Source organism: Delftia acidovorans SPH-1 (genome assembly GCF_000018665.1).
Lineage (GTDB): Bacteria > Pseudomonadota > Gammaproteobacteria > Burkholderiales > Burkholderiaceae_C > Comamonas > Comamonas acidovorans.
In genome coordinates this window covers 5,718,291-5,731,762 of record NC_010002.1, presented here as the reverse complement: position 1 = coordinate 5,731,762, position 13,472 = coordinate 5,718,291, and the positions used below count along the sequence as shown (strand labels likewise).

Here is a 13,472-nt window from a genome sequence, read left to right as displayed (position 1 = left end):
CTTCGCGGTGAGGACATCGGCTTGTCGCAAACCGCTTCGATCTGGCTCGTGATATTGGCTGCCCTTGTGGCAGCCAATTTGCCTTTCTTCAACGCCCGCTGGCTTCAGCTGGGGCCGCTGCGCGCCCAGCGCAAGCCGCTGGCAATGTGCCTGCTGGAGATGGTGCTGCTGTACTTCATCGTCGGCGGCGTGGCGCTGCTGCTGGAGCGCCGTGTGGGGCAGATCGCGCCCCAGGGCTGGGAGTTCTATGCCGTCACGGGAGCGTTGTTCCTGACGCTGGCCTTCCCCGGTTTCGTCTATCGTTTCCTGATTCACCGCCGCGGCTGAGGCTGCGGTGCCGGTTGTCTCATGGGTGGGGGTGCGTGATGAAAGTGCTCGACCTGCATTGCCCGCACGGCCATCTGTTCGAGGGCTGGTTCGCCTCGGAAGATGATTTCCAGGGCCAGCTGCAGCGCCAGCTGGTGCTGTGCCCCGTCTGCGGCCACAGCGACATCACCAAGCGACTGAGCGCCCCCCGCATCAATCTTGGCGCCAAGCCAGCAGCCACGCCCCCGACTGCGGCGGCTGAGCCTGCTGCAGCCGCCTCGGCTGCCAGTGCGGCAGCCGTTCCCTCACCGTCCATGCCGCCCCAGGCGCGCGAGCAGCTGCAGGCCATGCAGGCCGCCTGGCTGAAATGGTCGCGCCAGGTGGCGCAGCAGACCGAGGACGTGGGCGAGCGTTTTGTCGATGAAGCCCGCCGCATGCACTACGGCGAGACGGACGAGCGTGCCATCCGCGGCAAGGCCAGCCCCGAGCAGGCCATGCAATTGCTGGATGAAGGCATTGCCGTCCTTCCATTGGCCTTGCCCGAAGGCAGCAAGGAAACGCTGCAGTAAGTGGCGACTGGCACATGCTGTCTTGGTGACGACAATTGCACCCATTGCAATGGATCGGCAATTTCCAGGCCAGGCCTTTGCTTGTTGCTATTGATTGAGTAGCGCTAAAGCTGACTTTGTCGCCCTTTAATTGAGGAGGCGACAAACTCAAGCATATCCGCGGCTTTTCGCATAGTGACTGAGCAGGCCACAGGGAGATTGCCGACCTGGGTGTTTCCCGTAAGGCAGCGGACATTGGCCGCTGCCCTGTAAGTCGCAAAAAGGGTAGTTTGCTATCGCTTTGGAAGCGCTCTGGCGTTCCGTGCGGGCCGCGCCGGGCCGAGATGCTGGAGAACCCTAGGCCCTGCCCGTCGCCGCGGCACCTTACAGCCCCATGTGTGCTTGATTATTTCAAGTGTGAGTGGTTGCTTCTGCTGTTTGCGACGACCAGGCTTGATGCGCCATGCTGCGGTGCGGGGCAGGGCCTGTGCTTAGGAGCACCTACGTAGGCGTTTTCCCGCTGCGGTGCACAACGTCGGCAAGCCTACGATGCGTCCGACCCTGCACAACGCCCACCAGAGCCTCTGGTGACGCGTTGGCGGCTGGCAGCATCAACGGAGCAGGCGAAGCGCACATGAGCGACGTTATTCTCGAAACCCGGAACCTGACCAAAGAGTTCAAGGGATTTACGGCGGTGAGCAAGGTGGACCTTTCGGTACGCCGTGGCTCCATCCATGCCTTGATCGGCCCCAATGGCGCAGGCAAGACCACCTGCTTCAATCTGCTGACCAAGTTCCTGGAGCCCACCTCCGGCACCATCCGTTTCAATGGCGAGGACATCACGCGGGAAGCACCGGCGCAGATTGCGCGCCGTGGCGTGATCCGGTCCTTCCAGATCTCGGCCGTGTTCCCGCATTGCACGCTGCTGGAGAACGTGCGCATCGGCCTGCAGCGCAAGCTGGGCACGGAGTTCCATTTCTGGCGCAGCGAGAAGAGCCTGTCGCAGCTCGATGACCGCGCCATGCAGTTGCTGGCCGAAGTGGGCCTGCAGGACCTGGCCGACGAGGTCACGGTCAACCTGCCCTATGGCCGCAAGCGTGCGCTGGAGATTGCCACCACGCTGGCCATGGAGCCCGAGCTGATGCTGCTGGACGAACCCACGCAGGGCATGGGCCACGAAGACGTGGACCGCGTGACCCAGCTGATCAAGAAGGTCTCGGCCGGCCGCACGATTCTCATGGTGGAGCACAACATGAAGGTGATCTCCACCATTGCCGACCGCATCACGGTGCTGCAGCGCGGCGCCGTGCTGGCCGAGGGACCGTACGAGGAAGTTTCGCGCAACCCGCAAGTGATGGAAGCGTATATGGGCACCACCGACGGCCAGTTGCAGGGAGCGCATTGAGATGACTGCACCGGCATTGGAAATCAAGGGCCTGCAGGCCTGGTACGGCGAATCCCATGTGCTGCACGGCATGGACCTGGTGGTCCAGCCCGGTGAGGTGGTCACGCTGCTGGGGCGCAACGGCGCGGGCCGCACGTCCACGCTGCGCGCCATCATGGGTCTGACGGGCGCGCGCAAGGGCTCCATCCGGATCAACGGCGTGGAGGCCATCCACCTGCCCACGCACCGCATTGCCCACCTGGGCGTGGGCTACTGCCCTGAAGAGCGCGGCATCTTCTCCAGCCTCTCGTGCGAAGAGAACCTGATGCTGCCGCCGCCGCTCAAGACCGGCCAGCCGGGCATGAGCGTGGATGAGATCTACGCCATGTTCCCCAACCTGGCCGAGCGCCGCCACAGTCAGGGCACGCGCCTGTCGGGCGGCGAGCAGCAGATGCTTGCGGTGGCGCGCATCCTGCGCACGGGCGCGCGGCTGCTGCTGCTCGACGAAATCTCGGAAGGCCTGGCACCCGTCATCGTGCAGGCGCTGGCCCGCATGATCACCATGCTGCGCACCAAGGGCTACACCGTGGTGATGGTGGAGCAGAACTTCCACTTCGCGGCGCCGCTGGCCGACCGCTTCTACGTGGTTGAGCACGGCCATGTGGTCGAGCGTTTCGGCGCGTCCGAGCTGCAGGCCAAGATGCCCGTGCTCAACGAGCTGCTCGGAGTCTGACCCGGATATCCATCGTGGCCGGCGCCTGGGGCTCGCCGGCTGCATTCCTGCCATGGCCCTGTGACAAAAACCCAAGACATCAACGCGAAGGAGACACCAATGAAAGCAAAACTGACCGCACTGTCGTGCATGCTGGCTGCGGCCGGCCTGGCCAGCCCGCTTGCCATGGCACAGGAGAAGGTGAAGATCGGCTTCGTGACCGACATGTCCAGCCTGTATGCGGACGTGGAAGGCAAGAACGCCGTCACCGCCATGCAGATGGCCATCGATGACTTCGGCGGCAAGGTGCTGGGCCAGCCCATCGAGCTGCTGAGCGCCGACCACCAGAACAAGGCCGACATCGCCGCCTCCAAGGTGCGCGAGTGGGTGGACACGCAAGGTATCTCGCTGGTGTTCAGCGGCACCAACTCCGGCACGGCCCTGGCGGTGTCGCAGGTGGCCAATGAGAAAAAGCGTGTGCACTTCAACAGCGGCGCGGGTTCCTCGGCACTGACCAACGAGCAGTGCAACGCCTACACCGTGCACTACGCCTATGACACCGTTGCCCTGGCCAAGGGCACGGGTACGGCCGTGGTCGAGCGCGGCGGCAAGGACTGGTTCTTCCTGACGGCCGACTACGCCTTCGGCCACGCGCTGGAGAACGACACCACGGCCGTGATCAAGGCCAAGGGCGGCAAGGTGGTGGGCGGCGTCAAGCACCCGCTCAATGCCTCGGACTTCTCCTCCTTCCTGCTGCAGGCGCAGGCCTCCAAGGCCCAGATCCTGGGCCTGGCCAACGCCGGTGGCGACACCATCAACGCCATCAAGGCCGCCAAGGAATTCGGCATCAACAAGAGCATGAAGACCGTGGGCCTGCTGGTGTTCCTGACCGACATCCACAGCCTGGGCCTGAAGAACACCGAAGGCATGCAGTTCACCACCAGCTGGTACTGGGACCAGAACGATGCCACGCGCAAGTTCGGCGAGCGCTTCTTCGCCAAGACCAAGCGCATGCCCACCTCCATCCAGGCTGCCGACTACTCGGCCGTGACCAGCTACCTCAAGGCCGTGCAGGCCGTGAAGTCCACGGATGCCGACAAGGTCATGGCGTACCTCAAGAGCACGCCCATCGACGACTTCTACGGCAAGGGCTCGATCCGTCCCGATGGCACCTTCGCCCATGACATGTACCTGGTCGAGGTCAAGAAGCCCGCCGAGTCCAAGAAGCCCTGGGACTACCTGAAGGTCGTGGCCACGCTGCCCGCCGACCAGGTCTGGACCACCAAGGCCGAGACCAAGTGCGCGCTGTGGAAGTAACGCTGCGCCGCCACTGACCCCCAACCGCCACCCGGCCAACCACGACAGCTGCATCCCATGGAAATCTTTGGTGTTTCCCTGCCAGGCCTGATGAGCCAGCTCCTTCTGGGGCTGGTCAACGGCTCGTTCTACGCCATCCTCAGCCTGGGGCTGGCGGTGATCTTCGGCCTGCTCAACGTGATCAACTTCGCCCACGGCGCGTTGTTCATGCTGGGCGCCATGGTCACCTGGATGGCCATGAGCTACTTCAACATCAACTACTGGGTGATGCTGGTGCTGTCGCCGTTGCTGGTGGGCCTGCTGGGCGTGCTGATCGAGCGCTTCTTATTGCGCTGGATCTACAAGCTCGACCACCTCTACGGCCTGTTGTTGACCCTGGGCCTGTCGCTGCTGATCGAGGGCCTGTTCCGCTCGGTCTACGGCGTCTCGGGCCTGGGCTACGACACGCCCGAGCTGCTGGAAGGCGCGACCAACCTGGGCTTCATGATCCTGCCCAACTACCGCGCCTGGGTGGTGCTTGCCTCCATCGTGGTCTGCGTGGCCACCTGGTTCATGATCGAGAAGACGCGCATCGGCGCCTACCTGCGGGCCGGCACCGAGAACCCGCGCCTGGTCGAGGCCTTCGGCGTCAACGTGCCCGTGATGATCACGCTGACCTATGCCTTCGGCGCGGCGCTGGCGGCGTTTGCCGGCGTGCTGGCGGCGCCCGTCTACCAGGTCACGCCGCTGATGGGGCAGAACCTCATCATCGTGGTCTTCGCCGTGGTGGTGATCGGCGGCATGGGCTCCATCATGGGCTCCATCCTCACCGGCCTGGGCCTGGGCGTGATCGAGGGCCTGACCAAGGTCTTCTGGCCCGAGGCTTCGTCCACCGTGGTGTTCTTCATCATGGTCATCGTTTTGCTCATCCGCCCCGCCGGCCTGTTCGGCAAAGAGAAATAACAAGAACGAGGACAAGGGGCCGACCACATGAAATCCAAGACTCTCGTTCAACGCATCGCCCCCTGGGGCTATGGCCTGCTGCTGCTGGGCCTGCTGGCGGCGCCCATGCTGGGTGCCTACCCGGTGTTCGTGATGAAGCTCATGTGCTTCGCACTGTTCGCCTCGGCCTTCAACCTGCTGCTGGGCTACACGGGCCTGCTGTCCTTCGGCCACGCGGCCTTCCTGGGCGGCGCGGCCTATGTGACGGGCTACGCCATCAAGGGCTGGGGCTTCACGCCCGAGCTGGCCATGCTGGCCGGCACGGCCGGCGGCGCGCTGCTGGGGCTGATCTTCGGCTGGCTGGCCATCCGCCGCCAGGGCATTTATTTCTCGATGATCACGCTGGCGCTGGCCCAGATGCTGTTCTTCGTCTGCCTGCAGGCGCCCTTCACGGGCGGCGAGGACGGACTGCAGGGCGTACCGCGCGGCAAGCTGTTCGGCCTCATCGACCTGACCAGCGACCTGACCATGTACTACGTCACACTGGTCATCGTGGTCCTGGCCTTCCTGCTGATCGTGCGCACCATCCACTCGCCCTTCGGCCAGGTGCTCAAGGCCATCAAGGAGAACGAGCCGCGTGCGACCTCGCTGGGCTATGACGTGGCGCGCTTCAAGCTGCTGGCCTTCGTGATCTCGGCCGCGCTCACGGGCCTGGCCGGTTCGCTCAAGACCGTGGTGCTGGGCTTTGCCACGCTGTCGGATGTGCACTGGACCACCTCCGGCCACGTGATCCTGATGACGCTGATGGGCGGCCTGGGCACGCTGTCCGGACCCATCCTGGGCTCGGCCGTGGTGGTCATGCTGGAGAACAAGATCGGCGAGTTCGGCAGCTTCCTGCAGCGCCTCACGGGCGTGGAGTGGTTCTCCACGCTGGGCGAGTCGGTGACCATCGTCACCGGCCTGATCTTCGTGGTCTGCGTGCTGCTGTTCCGCAAGGGCATCATGGGCGAGCTGATCGCCTGGCTGCAGAAAAAGCGTACTCCTTGAGATCCTGAAGACCGCACCGAGCGGCGGGAAGGGCAGGCCACCAGGACCGCATCTGATCCTGGTGGCCTGCCCTTATCCGTTGTCGGGTTCCTGCATCCATGCCGGCAGGTCCCGCTGGCCGTGCAGCACACGCCATACATCGACGTGATGGGCGTGCTCCACATAGAACACCATGTACGGGTAGCGCGTCAGCGGCCAGGCGCGCAGGCCGGGCAGATGGAGTTCATGGGCATAGCGCAGCGAGCCTGTGGCGGGGTGGCGGCCTATGTGTGCGTAGGCCTTCTCCAGCGCGTCGATGAAGCCCAGGGCTGCGTTTGCTGCCTCCTCGCCCAGGTACCAGGCAAGTATCTCTTCGACGTCCCGGTTGGCCTGCTCGCGGGGGACGATGGCCTTGGCCTTCACCTCCTGGCCTTTGCCCGCTCACGCAGTCCATCGAAATAGCCCGCATCCACCGCGGCAGCCGGCGCCGAACCCGCTCCAGCCAACAGCAGGTTGCGCAGTTGCAGGCGCTCCTGATCCCTGCGGATCAGCTCGCGGACATACTCGCTGCTTGTGCCGTAGCCGCGCTGGCTGACCTGCTCATCCACAAATGACTTGAGGGTGTCAGGCAGGGAAATGTTCATGGTGCTCATGGCGCCAGTGTGGGTTGCTTGGCAAAATTTGGCAAGATTCCCATTCAGTCACTGCAGTTTGAAGAGGTTTTCATAGCTGCAGCGGCCGGGCGTAGCCCGTCATCTCCAGGTATCCCTGACCGGCTCGTGCCTCCTGGCCTGGGCCGGTGGGCTTTTGGAGGCTGCACAGGCCCTCCCAGTAGATGGCGCCGGTGGAGGCGCTGCTGTCCAGCTCCTGATCATCGACCAGGGCGTTCACGGTGAAGCGGCCAGCGGGCGTGTCCACCTGCCATTGCACGGGGTAGCGCGCGCCGCTGGCGGGGCTGCTCCAGTGGCGCCGTGGTGCGAACTGCACGGCATCGTGGGCGAAGATCTGTACCTTGCCATCGGCGCCGCGCAGCGAGCCTCCGGTCCACAGCGCGCTGCCATCCGCCCGTCGCACGCGAAAGGCCGTGAGCGCACCGCCGTCGAACAGGTTCATGCCTATCCAGTCCCATCCCACGGCCTCGGGGTGCATCAGGGCCTGGCTCCATTCATGGTCCAGCCAGGCGCGGTTGTCACCGGGTTCGCGCGCGGCTTCGATCTCCATGCGCTGGCCTGCCAGCTCCAGCGTGCCGCTCACCTGCAGTTGCGGGCGGCTGTAGTAGTAGCTGGCCTGCTCGGGTTCCGGCCCCTTGCGCGAGAGGCCGGCGCGGCCCTGCAGCAGCGGGTGCTCGCGGGTTTCGAAGCGCAGGTCCAGTGCGAATGCGGTGCTGCGTATGCGGGTGGTGTAGCGTTCGGCCTCGCCGTTACCGGTGCCTTCATCGGTGCGCTGCAGCGACCAGTCCTGCAGCCGCACGTCGGCATCGGTCTCGCTGGCCTGGGCAATGCCAAAGCCTGCGCGCGCGATGCGCTGGTCGTGGTGCAGGCGGGCGCCCTGCACATCGCACAGCGCCGCATGGGCAAACAGCAGCTGGCGCGCCGCAAAGGCCGAGCGCAGCTCCTGCGTGGCCTGCACGCGCGAGCGGAAGAAGGTGATCTGGAAACCCCAGGCCCGGCCCGCCGCGCGTGCCTGGCCGGTGATGTACCACCACTCGGTGCGCAGACCGGGGTGGCTGCCGTGGTCGCGCGGGAAGACCAGCGTGCGTGGCGGCAGTGCCTGGGCGGGCAGCCCTGCCGCCCCCAGGCCCAGGCCTGCAGCCAGGCCCAGCAGATGGCGGCGGGGCAGGGGCATCATGGATCAGCTTTGCAACTGCGCGATGCGCGCCTGGGCCGGCCCGCAGTCGCCGATGCGCTGCATCACCCAGTCCGCATCATGGTAGGTGGGCAGGTAGCGCTCGCCCGCATCGCACAGCAGCGAGAGGATGGAGCCCTGCTCGCCGCGCTGGCGCATCTCGCTGGCCAGCCTGAGCATGGCCACGTAGTTGGTGCCCGTGGACGGCCCCACGCGCCGGCCCAGCAGTGCGGACAGGCTGCGCATGGCGGCCAGGGAATCGCAGTCCGCCACCTCCTCCATGCGGTCCACCAGGGTGCGCACAAAGCTGGGCTCCACGCGCGGGCGGCCTATGCCCTCGATGCGCGAGCCCGGCGCGGTGAGGGTGGCGTCGCCCGTGCGGTGGTAGGCGGCGAACACCGAGCCCTCGGGGTCGGCCACGCAGATGCCCGTGGCATGGCGCTGGAAACGCACGTAGCGGCCAATGGTGGCGCTGGTGCCGCCCGTGCCCGCCCCCACCACGATCCAGCGCGGCACGGCATGGCGCTCGCGCCGCATCTGGGTGAACATGCTCTCCGCAATATTGTTGTTGCCACGCCAGTCGGTGGCGCGCTCGGCATAGGTGAACTGGTCCATGTAGTGGCCGCCGGTCTGCGCGGCCACGGCGCGTGCCTCGTCGTAGACCTGGCCTGCGCTGTCCACGAGATGGCAGCGGCCGCCGTAGAACTCGATCAGCGCAATCTTCTCGGCCGAGGTGCTACGCGGCATCACGGCCACGAAGGGCAGGCCCAGCAGGCGCGCGAAATACGCCTCGCTCACGGCCGTGGAGCCGCTCGATGCCTCGACGATGGTCGAGCCCTCATGCACCCAGCCATTGCACAGCGCATAGAGAAACAGCGAGCGCGCCAGCCGGTGCTTGAGGCTGCCCGTGGGGTGGGTGGATTCGTCCTTGAGGTAGAGGTCGATCCCCAGGTCGGCAAAGCCGGGCAGGGGCAGCGGGATCAGGTGCGTGTCGGCACTGCGCTGGTAATCGGCCTCGATGCGGTTGATGGCCTCGTGCAGCCAGGAAGAGGTGGTGTGCGGCATGGCGGCCATTGTCGCAGGCTGCCTCTTACCAATCCTCCTTGACCGCCAGCACTGCCTCGCGCCCTGCAGCTGCACGCCCGGCCAGCCAGGCCGTCAGCGTGCCTGCTGCGATCACGCTGGCAGCCAGCGCCAAAAGGCGGGGCCACGGCAGGGACAGCTCCATGGTCCAGTGAAAGCTTTGCGGATTCACCACGTGCACCAGGATTACCGCCACGCCCAGGCCCAGCAGGCTGCCGGCGATGGCGCCCGCCGTGGTCCAGGCCATGCCCTCGCCGGCCACCACGGCCAGGATGTCGCGCCGCGTCAGGCCCAGGTGGGCGAGCAGGCCGAATTCCTTGCGCCGTGCCAGCACCTGGGCGCTGAAGCTGGCGGCAATGCCGAACAGGCCGATGCCGATGGCCACGGCCTGCAGCCAGTAGGTCACGGCAAAGCTGCGGTCGAAGATGCGCATGGAGCGCTCGCGCAGCGCGCCGCTGCTGGCGAACTCCAGTGCCTGCGCGGCGCCCGGCCCGGTCAGCAGCGACTGGATGCGCGCCTGAAGCTGTTGCGCCGTGGCCGTGTCGTCGCCGTCCGGCCAGATGGCGATTTCGGTGGGGCCTGCCGTGGTGGCGCTGCCGTCGGCGAGCCGTTGGTAGTCCTCCCAGTCCATGGCGATGGCGCCGAACTGGCGCACATAGTCGCGCCAGATGCCGGCCACAAACACGCGGGAATTTCCGGACGGCAGGGCCTGGGCCAGCAGCGGCCACTCCTGGCCCGGCCGCACGCCATAGAGTTGGGCCACGGCTTCACTGACATAGACGGGCGTGCTGCCAGCGGGTGCTTGCACGGGGCCTTGTATCCACGGCAACTGCTGGCCCTGGGGGCCATGCAGCGGACGCAGCAGCAGGCTGACGGCGGGGCGATCCGGGCTGAGCCACAGGCTGGTGCCGCGCATGGGCTGGGCGCGCTGCACGCCAGGCAGGGCGGCAATGCGCGCGGCCAGATCGGCGGGCAGGGGCGCGGCATCGGCACGGCCTGCGCTGCCGGCGGTGCGCAGGTACAGCGGGGCGGGCAGCACGGCGTCCAGCCAGGCGATCATGCTGTCCCTGAAGCTGGCCACCATCACGGTCAGCGCCACGGCCAGGCTCAGGCTGGCCACCACGCCGCCCACGGCCACCGTGGTGCTGCGGCGCATGCGCCGCGCACGCTCCACGGGCAGCAGGGCCAGCGGCTGGCGCAGCAGCGATTGCGGCACCAGGCGCAACAGCTGGCCCAACAGCCAGGGCAGGGCGGCCATGCCGCCCAGCAGCAGCAGGGCCACGGCGGCATAGGCGGCAAGGGGAATGCCGGCCACGGGCGGCACAAAGGCCAGGGCCACGCTGGCTGCCATCAGCAGCAGGGCCGGCAGGCCACGCGCCGCGCGCTCAGAGCCGGCGCACTGGCCCTTGAGCGTGGCGGCGGGCGGCAACTCCATGGCCTGGCGCGCCGGCCACCAGCCGCCAGCCACGGTGGCGGCCACGCCCAGCAGGCCAAAGGTCAGCGCGGCGCCGGCGCTCCACTGCAGTGCAGGCTGCACGCCGGCAAAGTAGCCGCCGCCCAGGTCACCGCCCAGCAGGTGCAGGGCCAGCCAGGCCAGGCCCGCGCCCAGCGCAATGCCGGCCGCGCTGCCCACCATGCCCAGCAGCAGCGATTCCAGCAGCACCAGGCCCAGGCGCTGGCGCGGCGTCAATCCCAGCACGGCCAGCAGGGCGAACTGCGGCGCGCGCTGGGCCACGCTGAGCGCCAGCACCGAGAACACCAGGAACGCCCCCGTGAACAGCGCCACCAGGGCCAGCACCGTGAGGTTGACGCGGTAGGCGCGCGACATCTCGGCAATGCGCTGCTGGTCGTCGCCGGGGCGGCTGGCCAGGGCCTGGGCGGGCCAGTCGGGCAGGCGGCGCAGCTCGGCCAGCAGGGACTCGCGCGTGGCGCCTTCGGCCAGCAGCACATCAATGCGGTCCACCTGGCCCCAGCGCTGCAGGCTGTCCTGCAGCGCGCCGATGTCCATCACGGCCAGCGGCGGGCCGGATGCGGCCACCGTGCCCGCGATGCGCAGGGTCTGCGCGCGCCCGCCCAGTTGCCATGGCAGGAGCGTGTGCCGCGCCTGCTCCGGCGTCAGGCCCAGGGCTTCGAGTGCCGTTGCATTGAGGAAGACCGCATCGGGCGCGAACAGGTCCAGCCGCCCGCCGCCATCGAACAGCCGGGGCATGAGCGCAGGCGCCACGGGCGCCAGCCGCAGCGCATCGCCGCCCAGCACGCGCAACTGCACCGGCGTGGCGGTGCCGGCCAGGGCCGTGGCTTCGATCCAGGGGGCGGCCAGGCTGACCTGGGGCTGCTGCGCAACACGGCCATACAGCGATTCGGGCAGGCCGCCCTGCATGGCACGCAACTCCAGGTCCGGCTGGCCGCTGACCGTGCGCACGGCGCGCGAGAACTCATCGAGCGCGGACTGGTTGATCACATGCACGGCAAAGCCCAGGGCCACGCCCAGCATGATGGCCACCAGGGCGGTGGCCGTGCGCCAGGGATGCTGGCGCAGCTCCTGCCAGGAAAAGGTGCGAAGCAGGGCGAGCATGGGGGGATGGTCTCTGGCGCTAGGCGGGCTGCATGCCCTGTGCGGTCAGGCGCAGCACGCGGTCGGCACGGCGCGCGGCCTCGATGGAGTGCGTGACCAGCACCAGGGCGGCCTGGTGTTCCCGGGTCTGCTGCAGCAGCAGTTCCATGACCTGTGCGGCCGTGCCGGGGTCCAGGTTGCCGGTGGGCTCGTCGGCCAGCAGCAGGGCCGGGCCGTGGACCAGGGCGCGTGCAATGGCCACGCGCTGCAGCTGACCGCCGCTGAGCTGCCAGGGCAGGCGCTGCTCCAGCCCCTGCAGCCCGACGGCCTGCAGCAGTTGCTGCACGCGCTGGCGGCCCGCTGCATTCAGCCGCTGCAGCAGCATCAGCGGCAGGGCCACGTTGTGCCAGACATCCAGATGGGGCAGCACATGGAAGGCCTGAAACACGAAGCCCACATGGCTGCGCCGCCACAGCGCACGGCCGGTTTCATCCAGGGCCGACAGGTCCTGGCCTTCGTGCAGCACGCGGCCCTGCTGCCACTCATCGAGCCCGGCCAGGCAGTTGAGAAAGGTGGACTTGCCCACGCCCGAGTCACCCACGATGGCCACGAACTCGCCGCGCGCCACGCTGCAGTCCACGTTCTCGAAGACGGCGGTTTCCGTGCCGCCGTCGTTGCGGTAGCGCCGCGCCAGGCCCTGGACCTGAAGCAGCGGCGGCTGAGTCAGTGGCGTGTTGTCCCGGGGCGCGGCAGTCATGAAGGCGGTTTCCTGTTCAGCCGTTGCGGGCCTGGGTTGCTGCAGCCACCACGGCCATCGCAGCCTGCAGCAGTTGCTGCTGGGCATCGGGCGTATCGCAGGCAATGGCATGGCGGGCGGGCATGCTGCGCAGCCAGGTGATCTGGCGCTTGGCCAGCTGGCGCGTGGCGGCAATGCCGCGTTCGCGCAGCGAGTTCATGGAGTACAGGCCGTCCAGCGATTCCCAGGCCTGGCGGTAGCCCACGCAGCGGATGGAGGGCAGGTCCAGGTGCAGGTCGCCGCGCGCGCGCAGCTGCAGCACCTCGTCGATGAAGCCGGCGTCCAGCATGGCGTCGAACCGCTGGGCGATGCGCGCATGCAGCCAGGCGCGGTCCTGCGGCTCCAGCGAGAAGAAGCCGCCGGGGCTGACCAGGCCCTGTTCGGCATTCTTGCCACTGCGCGTATGAAAGCTGGACAGCGGCTTGCCCGACACGTGCCAGACCTCCAGCGCGCGCTGTATGCGCTGGCTGTCGGCCGGCGCCAGGCGTGCGGCCGTGGCGGGATCGACCTGGGCCAGCAGCGCATGCATGGCGGGCCAGCCGATCTGCGCGGCCTGGGCGTCCAGCCGCTCGCGCACGGCGGGGTCGGCGGCCGGCATGTCGTCAATGCCATCCTGCAGGGCCTTGAAATACAGCATGGTGCCGCCCACCAGCAGCGGCAGGGCGCCGCGCGCGCGGATCTCGGCCGCCAGGCGCTGCGTGTCCTGCACGAACTCGGCCGCGCTGTAGGCCTGCAGCGGGTCGCGGATATCGATCAGGTGATGGGGGCAGGCAGCCAGTTCTTCGGGCGTGGGCTTGGCCGTGCCGATGTCCATGCCGCGATAGACCAGGGCCGAGTCCACGCTGATGATTTCTGCGGCCTGGCCGCGTTCGGCCAGCAGCCTGGCCAGGGCCAGGGCGGCAGCGGTCTTGCCGGAAGCGGTGGGGCCGGCGATGGCCAGGCAGGGGAGCGGGGAAGCGGTGGACATTCGAGAAACGGGA

Annotated in this window: 14 protein-coding genes; 7 read left to right on the top strand and 7 right to left on the bottom strand. The window is 67.6% G+C overall.

The window, feature by feature from the left end; translation table 11 throughout:
* The first annotated feature begins 21 nt into the window (after positions 1-21).
* The 7 genes from DACI_RS26110 to DACI_RS26080 all read left to right on the top strand — a co-directional run bounded on the left by DACI_RS26110 (position 22) and on the right by DACI_RS26080 (position 6,235).
* Positions 22-327, top strand: a complete 306-nt coding sequence (locus tag DACI_RS26110; protein ID WP_012206965.1) for a DUF2818 family protein — start codon at positions 22-24, stop codon at positions 325-327.
* Positions 328-365: 38 nt separating this feature from the next.
* Positions 366-875 carry a DUF1178 family protein gene (locus tag DACI_RS26105; RefSeq protein ID WP_012206964.1) on the top strand — a complete coding sequence of 170 codons (510 nt, stop codon included), beginning with the start codon at positions 366-368 and terminating at the stop codon, positions 873-875.
* Between the two features lie 613 nt (positions 876-1,488).
* On the top strand, positions 1,489-2,259 hold the full coding sequence (locus DACI_RS26100; protein ID WP_012206963.1) for an ABC transporter ATP-binding protein: 771 nt from the start codon (positions 1,489-1,491) through the stop codon (positions 2,257-2,259).
* A 1-nt stretch (position 2,260) separates the two neighbouring features.
* Entirely contained in the window at positions 2,261-2,971 is a 711-nt protein-coding gene (locus tag DACI_RS26095) for an ABC transporter ATP-binding protein (protein ID WP_012206962.1), read from the top strand.
* A 99-nt stretch (positions 2,972-3,070) separates the two neighbouring features.
* Complete coding sequence (locus tag DACI_RS26090) at positions 3,071-4,267, top strand: ABC transporter substrate-binding protein (protein ID WP_012206961.1); 1,197 nt, start codon at positions 3,071-3,073, stop codon at positions 4,265-4,267.
* Positions 4,268-4,324: 57 nt separating this feature from the next.
* On the top strand, positions 4,325-5,209 hold the full coding sequence (locus DACI_RS26085) for a branched-chain amino acid ABC transporter permease (RefSeq protein ID WP_012206960.1): 885 nt from the start codon (positions 4,325-4,327) through the stop codon (positions 5,207-5,209).
* 27 nt (positions 5,210-5,236) lie between these two features.
* Positions 5,237-6,235, top strand: coding sequence for a branched-chain amino acid ABC transporter permease (locus tag DACI_RS26080; protein ID WP_012206959.1), 999 nt, complete (start codon positions 5,237-5,239; stop codon positions 6,233-6,235).
* A gap of 72 nt (positions 6,236-6,307) precedes the next feature.
* Here the strand turns inward: DACI_RS26080 and DACI_RS26075 are convergent, their stop codons facing one another.
* From DACI_RS26075 to miaA, 7 genes are all read right to left on the bottom strand, one after another.
* A complete protein-coding gene (locus DACI_RS26075) occupies positions 6,308-6,637 on the bottom strand; it encodes a type II toxin-antitoxin system RelE/ParE family toxin (RefSeq protein ID WP_012206958.1) in 330 nt (109 codons plus the stop codon).
* Positions 6,634-6,867 (bottom strand): type II toxin-antitoxin system ParD family antitoxin, encoded by a 234-nt coding sequence (locus DACI_RS26070; RefSeq protein ID WP_012206957.1) that lies wholly within the window; start codon positions 6,865-6,867, stop codon positions 6,634-6,636. The genes DACI_RS26075 and DACI_RS26070 overlap by 4 nt, the downstream gene beginning before the upstream one ends.
* A gap of 70 nt (positions 6,868-6,937) precedes the next feature.
* Positions 6,938-8,062 (bottom strand): lipocalin-like domain-containing protein, encoded by a 1,125-nt coding sequence (locus DACI_RS26065; protein ID WP_012206956.1) that lies wholly within the window; start codon positions 8,060-8,062, stop codon positions 6,938-6,940.
* Positions 8,063-8,065: 3 nt separating this feature from the next.
* Positions 8,066-9,133, bottom strand: coding sequence for a PLP-dependent cysteine synthase family protein (locus tag DACI_RS26060; protein ID WP_012206955.1), 1,068 nt, complete (start codon positions 9,131-9,133; stop codon positions 8,066-8,068).
* A 16-nt stretch (positions 9,134-9,149) separates the two neighbouring features.
* Positions 9,150-11,717, bottom strand: a complete 2,568-nt coding sequence (locus DACI_RS26055; RefSeq protein ID WP_012206954.1) for an FtsX-like permease family protein — start codon at positions 11,715-11,717, stop codon at positions 9,150-9,152.
* 19 nt (positions 11,718-11,736) lie between these two features.
* Positions 11,737-12,453: an ABC transporter ATP-binding protein gene (locus tag DACI_RS26050; protein WP_012206953.1), complete on the bottom strand. Its 717-nt coding sequence runs from the start codon at positions 12,451-12,453 to the stop codon at positions 11,737-11,739.
* Between the two features lie 16 nt (positions 12,454-12,469).
* Positions 12,470-13,459 carry a tRNA (adenosine(37)-N6)-dimethylallyltransferase MiaA gene (miaA, locus tag DACI_RS26045; RefSeq protein ID WP_012206952.1) on the bottom strand — a complete coding sequence of 330 codons (990 nt, stop codon included), beginning with the start codon at positions 13,457-13,459 and terminating at the stop codon, positions 12,470-12,472.
* Between the last annotated feature and the right edge of the window lie 13 nt (positions 13,460-13,472).

What these genes read in the sequence shown, in the direction of transcription:
- DACI_RS26105 (WP_012206964.1), top strand. Translation starts at nt 366, where the DNA reads ATGAAAGTGCTCGACCTGCATTGCCCGCACGGCCATCTGTTCGAGGGC.
- DACI_RS26100 (WP_012206963.1), top strand. Translation starts at nt 1,489, where the DNA reads ATGAGCGACGTTATTCTCGAAACCCGGAACCTGACCAAAGAGTTCAAG.
- DACI_RS26095 (WP_012206962.1), top strand. Translation starts at nt 2,261, where the DNA reads ATGACTGCACCGGCATTGGAAATCAAGGGCCTGCAGGCCTGGTACGGC.
- DACI_RS26090 (WP_012206961.1), top strand. Translation starts at nt 3,071, where the DNA reads ATGAAAGCAAAACTGACCGCACTGTCGTGCATGCTGGCTGCGGCCGGC.
- DACI_RS26085 (WP_012206960.1), top strand. Translation starts at nt 4,325, where the DNA reads ATGGAAATCTTTGGTGTTTCCCTGCCAGGCCTGATGAGCCAGCTCCTT.
- DACI_RS26080 (WP_012206959.1), top strand. Translation starts at nt 5,237, where the DNA reads ATGAAATCCAAGACTCTCGTTCAACGCATCGCCCCCTGGGGCTATGGC.
- DACI_RS26070 (WP_012206957.1), bottom strand. Translation starts at nt 6,867, where the DNA reads ATGAGCACCATGAACATTTCCCTGCCTGACACCCTCAAGTCATTTGTG.
- DACI_RS26065 (WP_012206956.1), bottom strand. Translation starts at nt 8,062, where the DNA reads ATGATGCCCCTGCCCCGCCGCCATCTGCTGGGCCTGGCTGCAGGCCTG.
- DACI_RS26060 (WP_012206955.1), bottom strand. Translation starts at nt 9,133, where the DNA reads ATGGCCGCCATGCCGCACACCACCTCTTCCTGGCTGCACGAGGCCATC.
- DACI_RS26055 (WP_012206954.1), bottom strand. Translation starts at nt 11,717, where the DNA reads ATGCTCGCCCTGCTTCGCACCTTTTCCTGGCAGGAGCTGCGCCAGCAT.
- DACI_RS26050 (WP_012206953.1), bottom strand. Translation starts at nt 12,453, where the DNA reads ATGACTGCCGCGCCCCGGGACAACACGCCACTGACTCAGCCGCCGCTG.
- miaA (WP_012206952.1), bottom strand. Translation starts at nt 13,459, where the DNA reads ATGTCCACCGCTTCCCCGCTCCCCTGCCTGGCCATCGCCGGCCCCACC.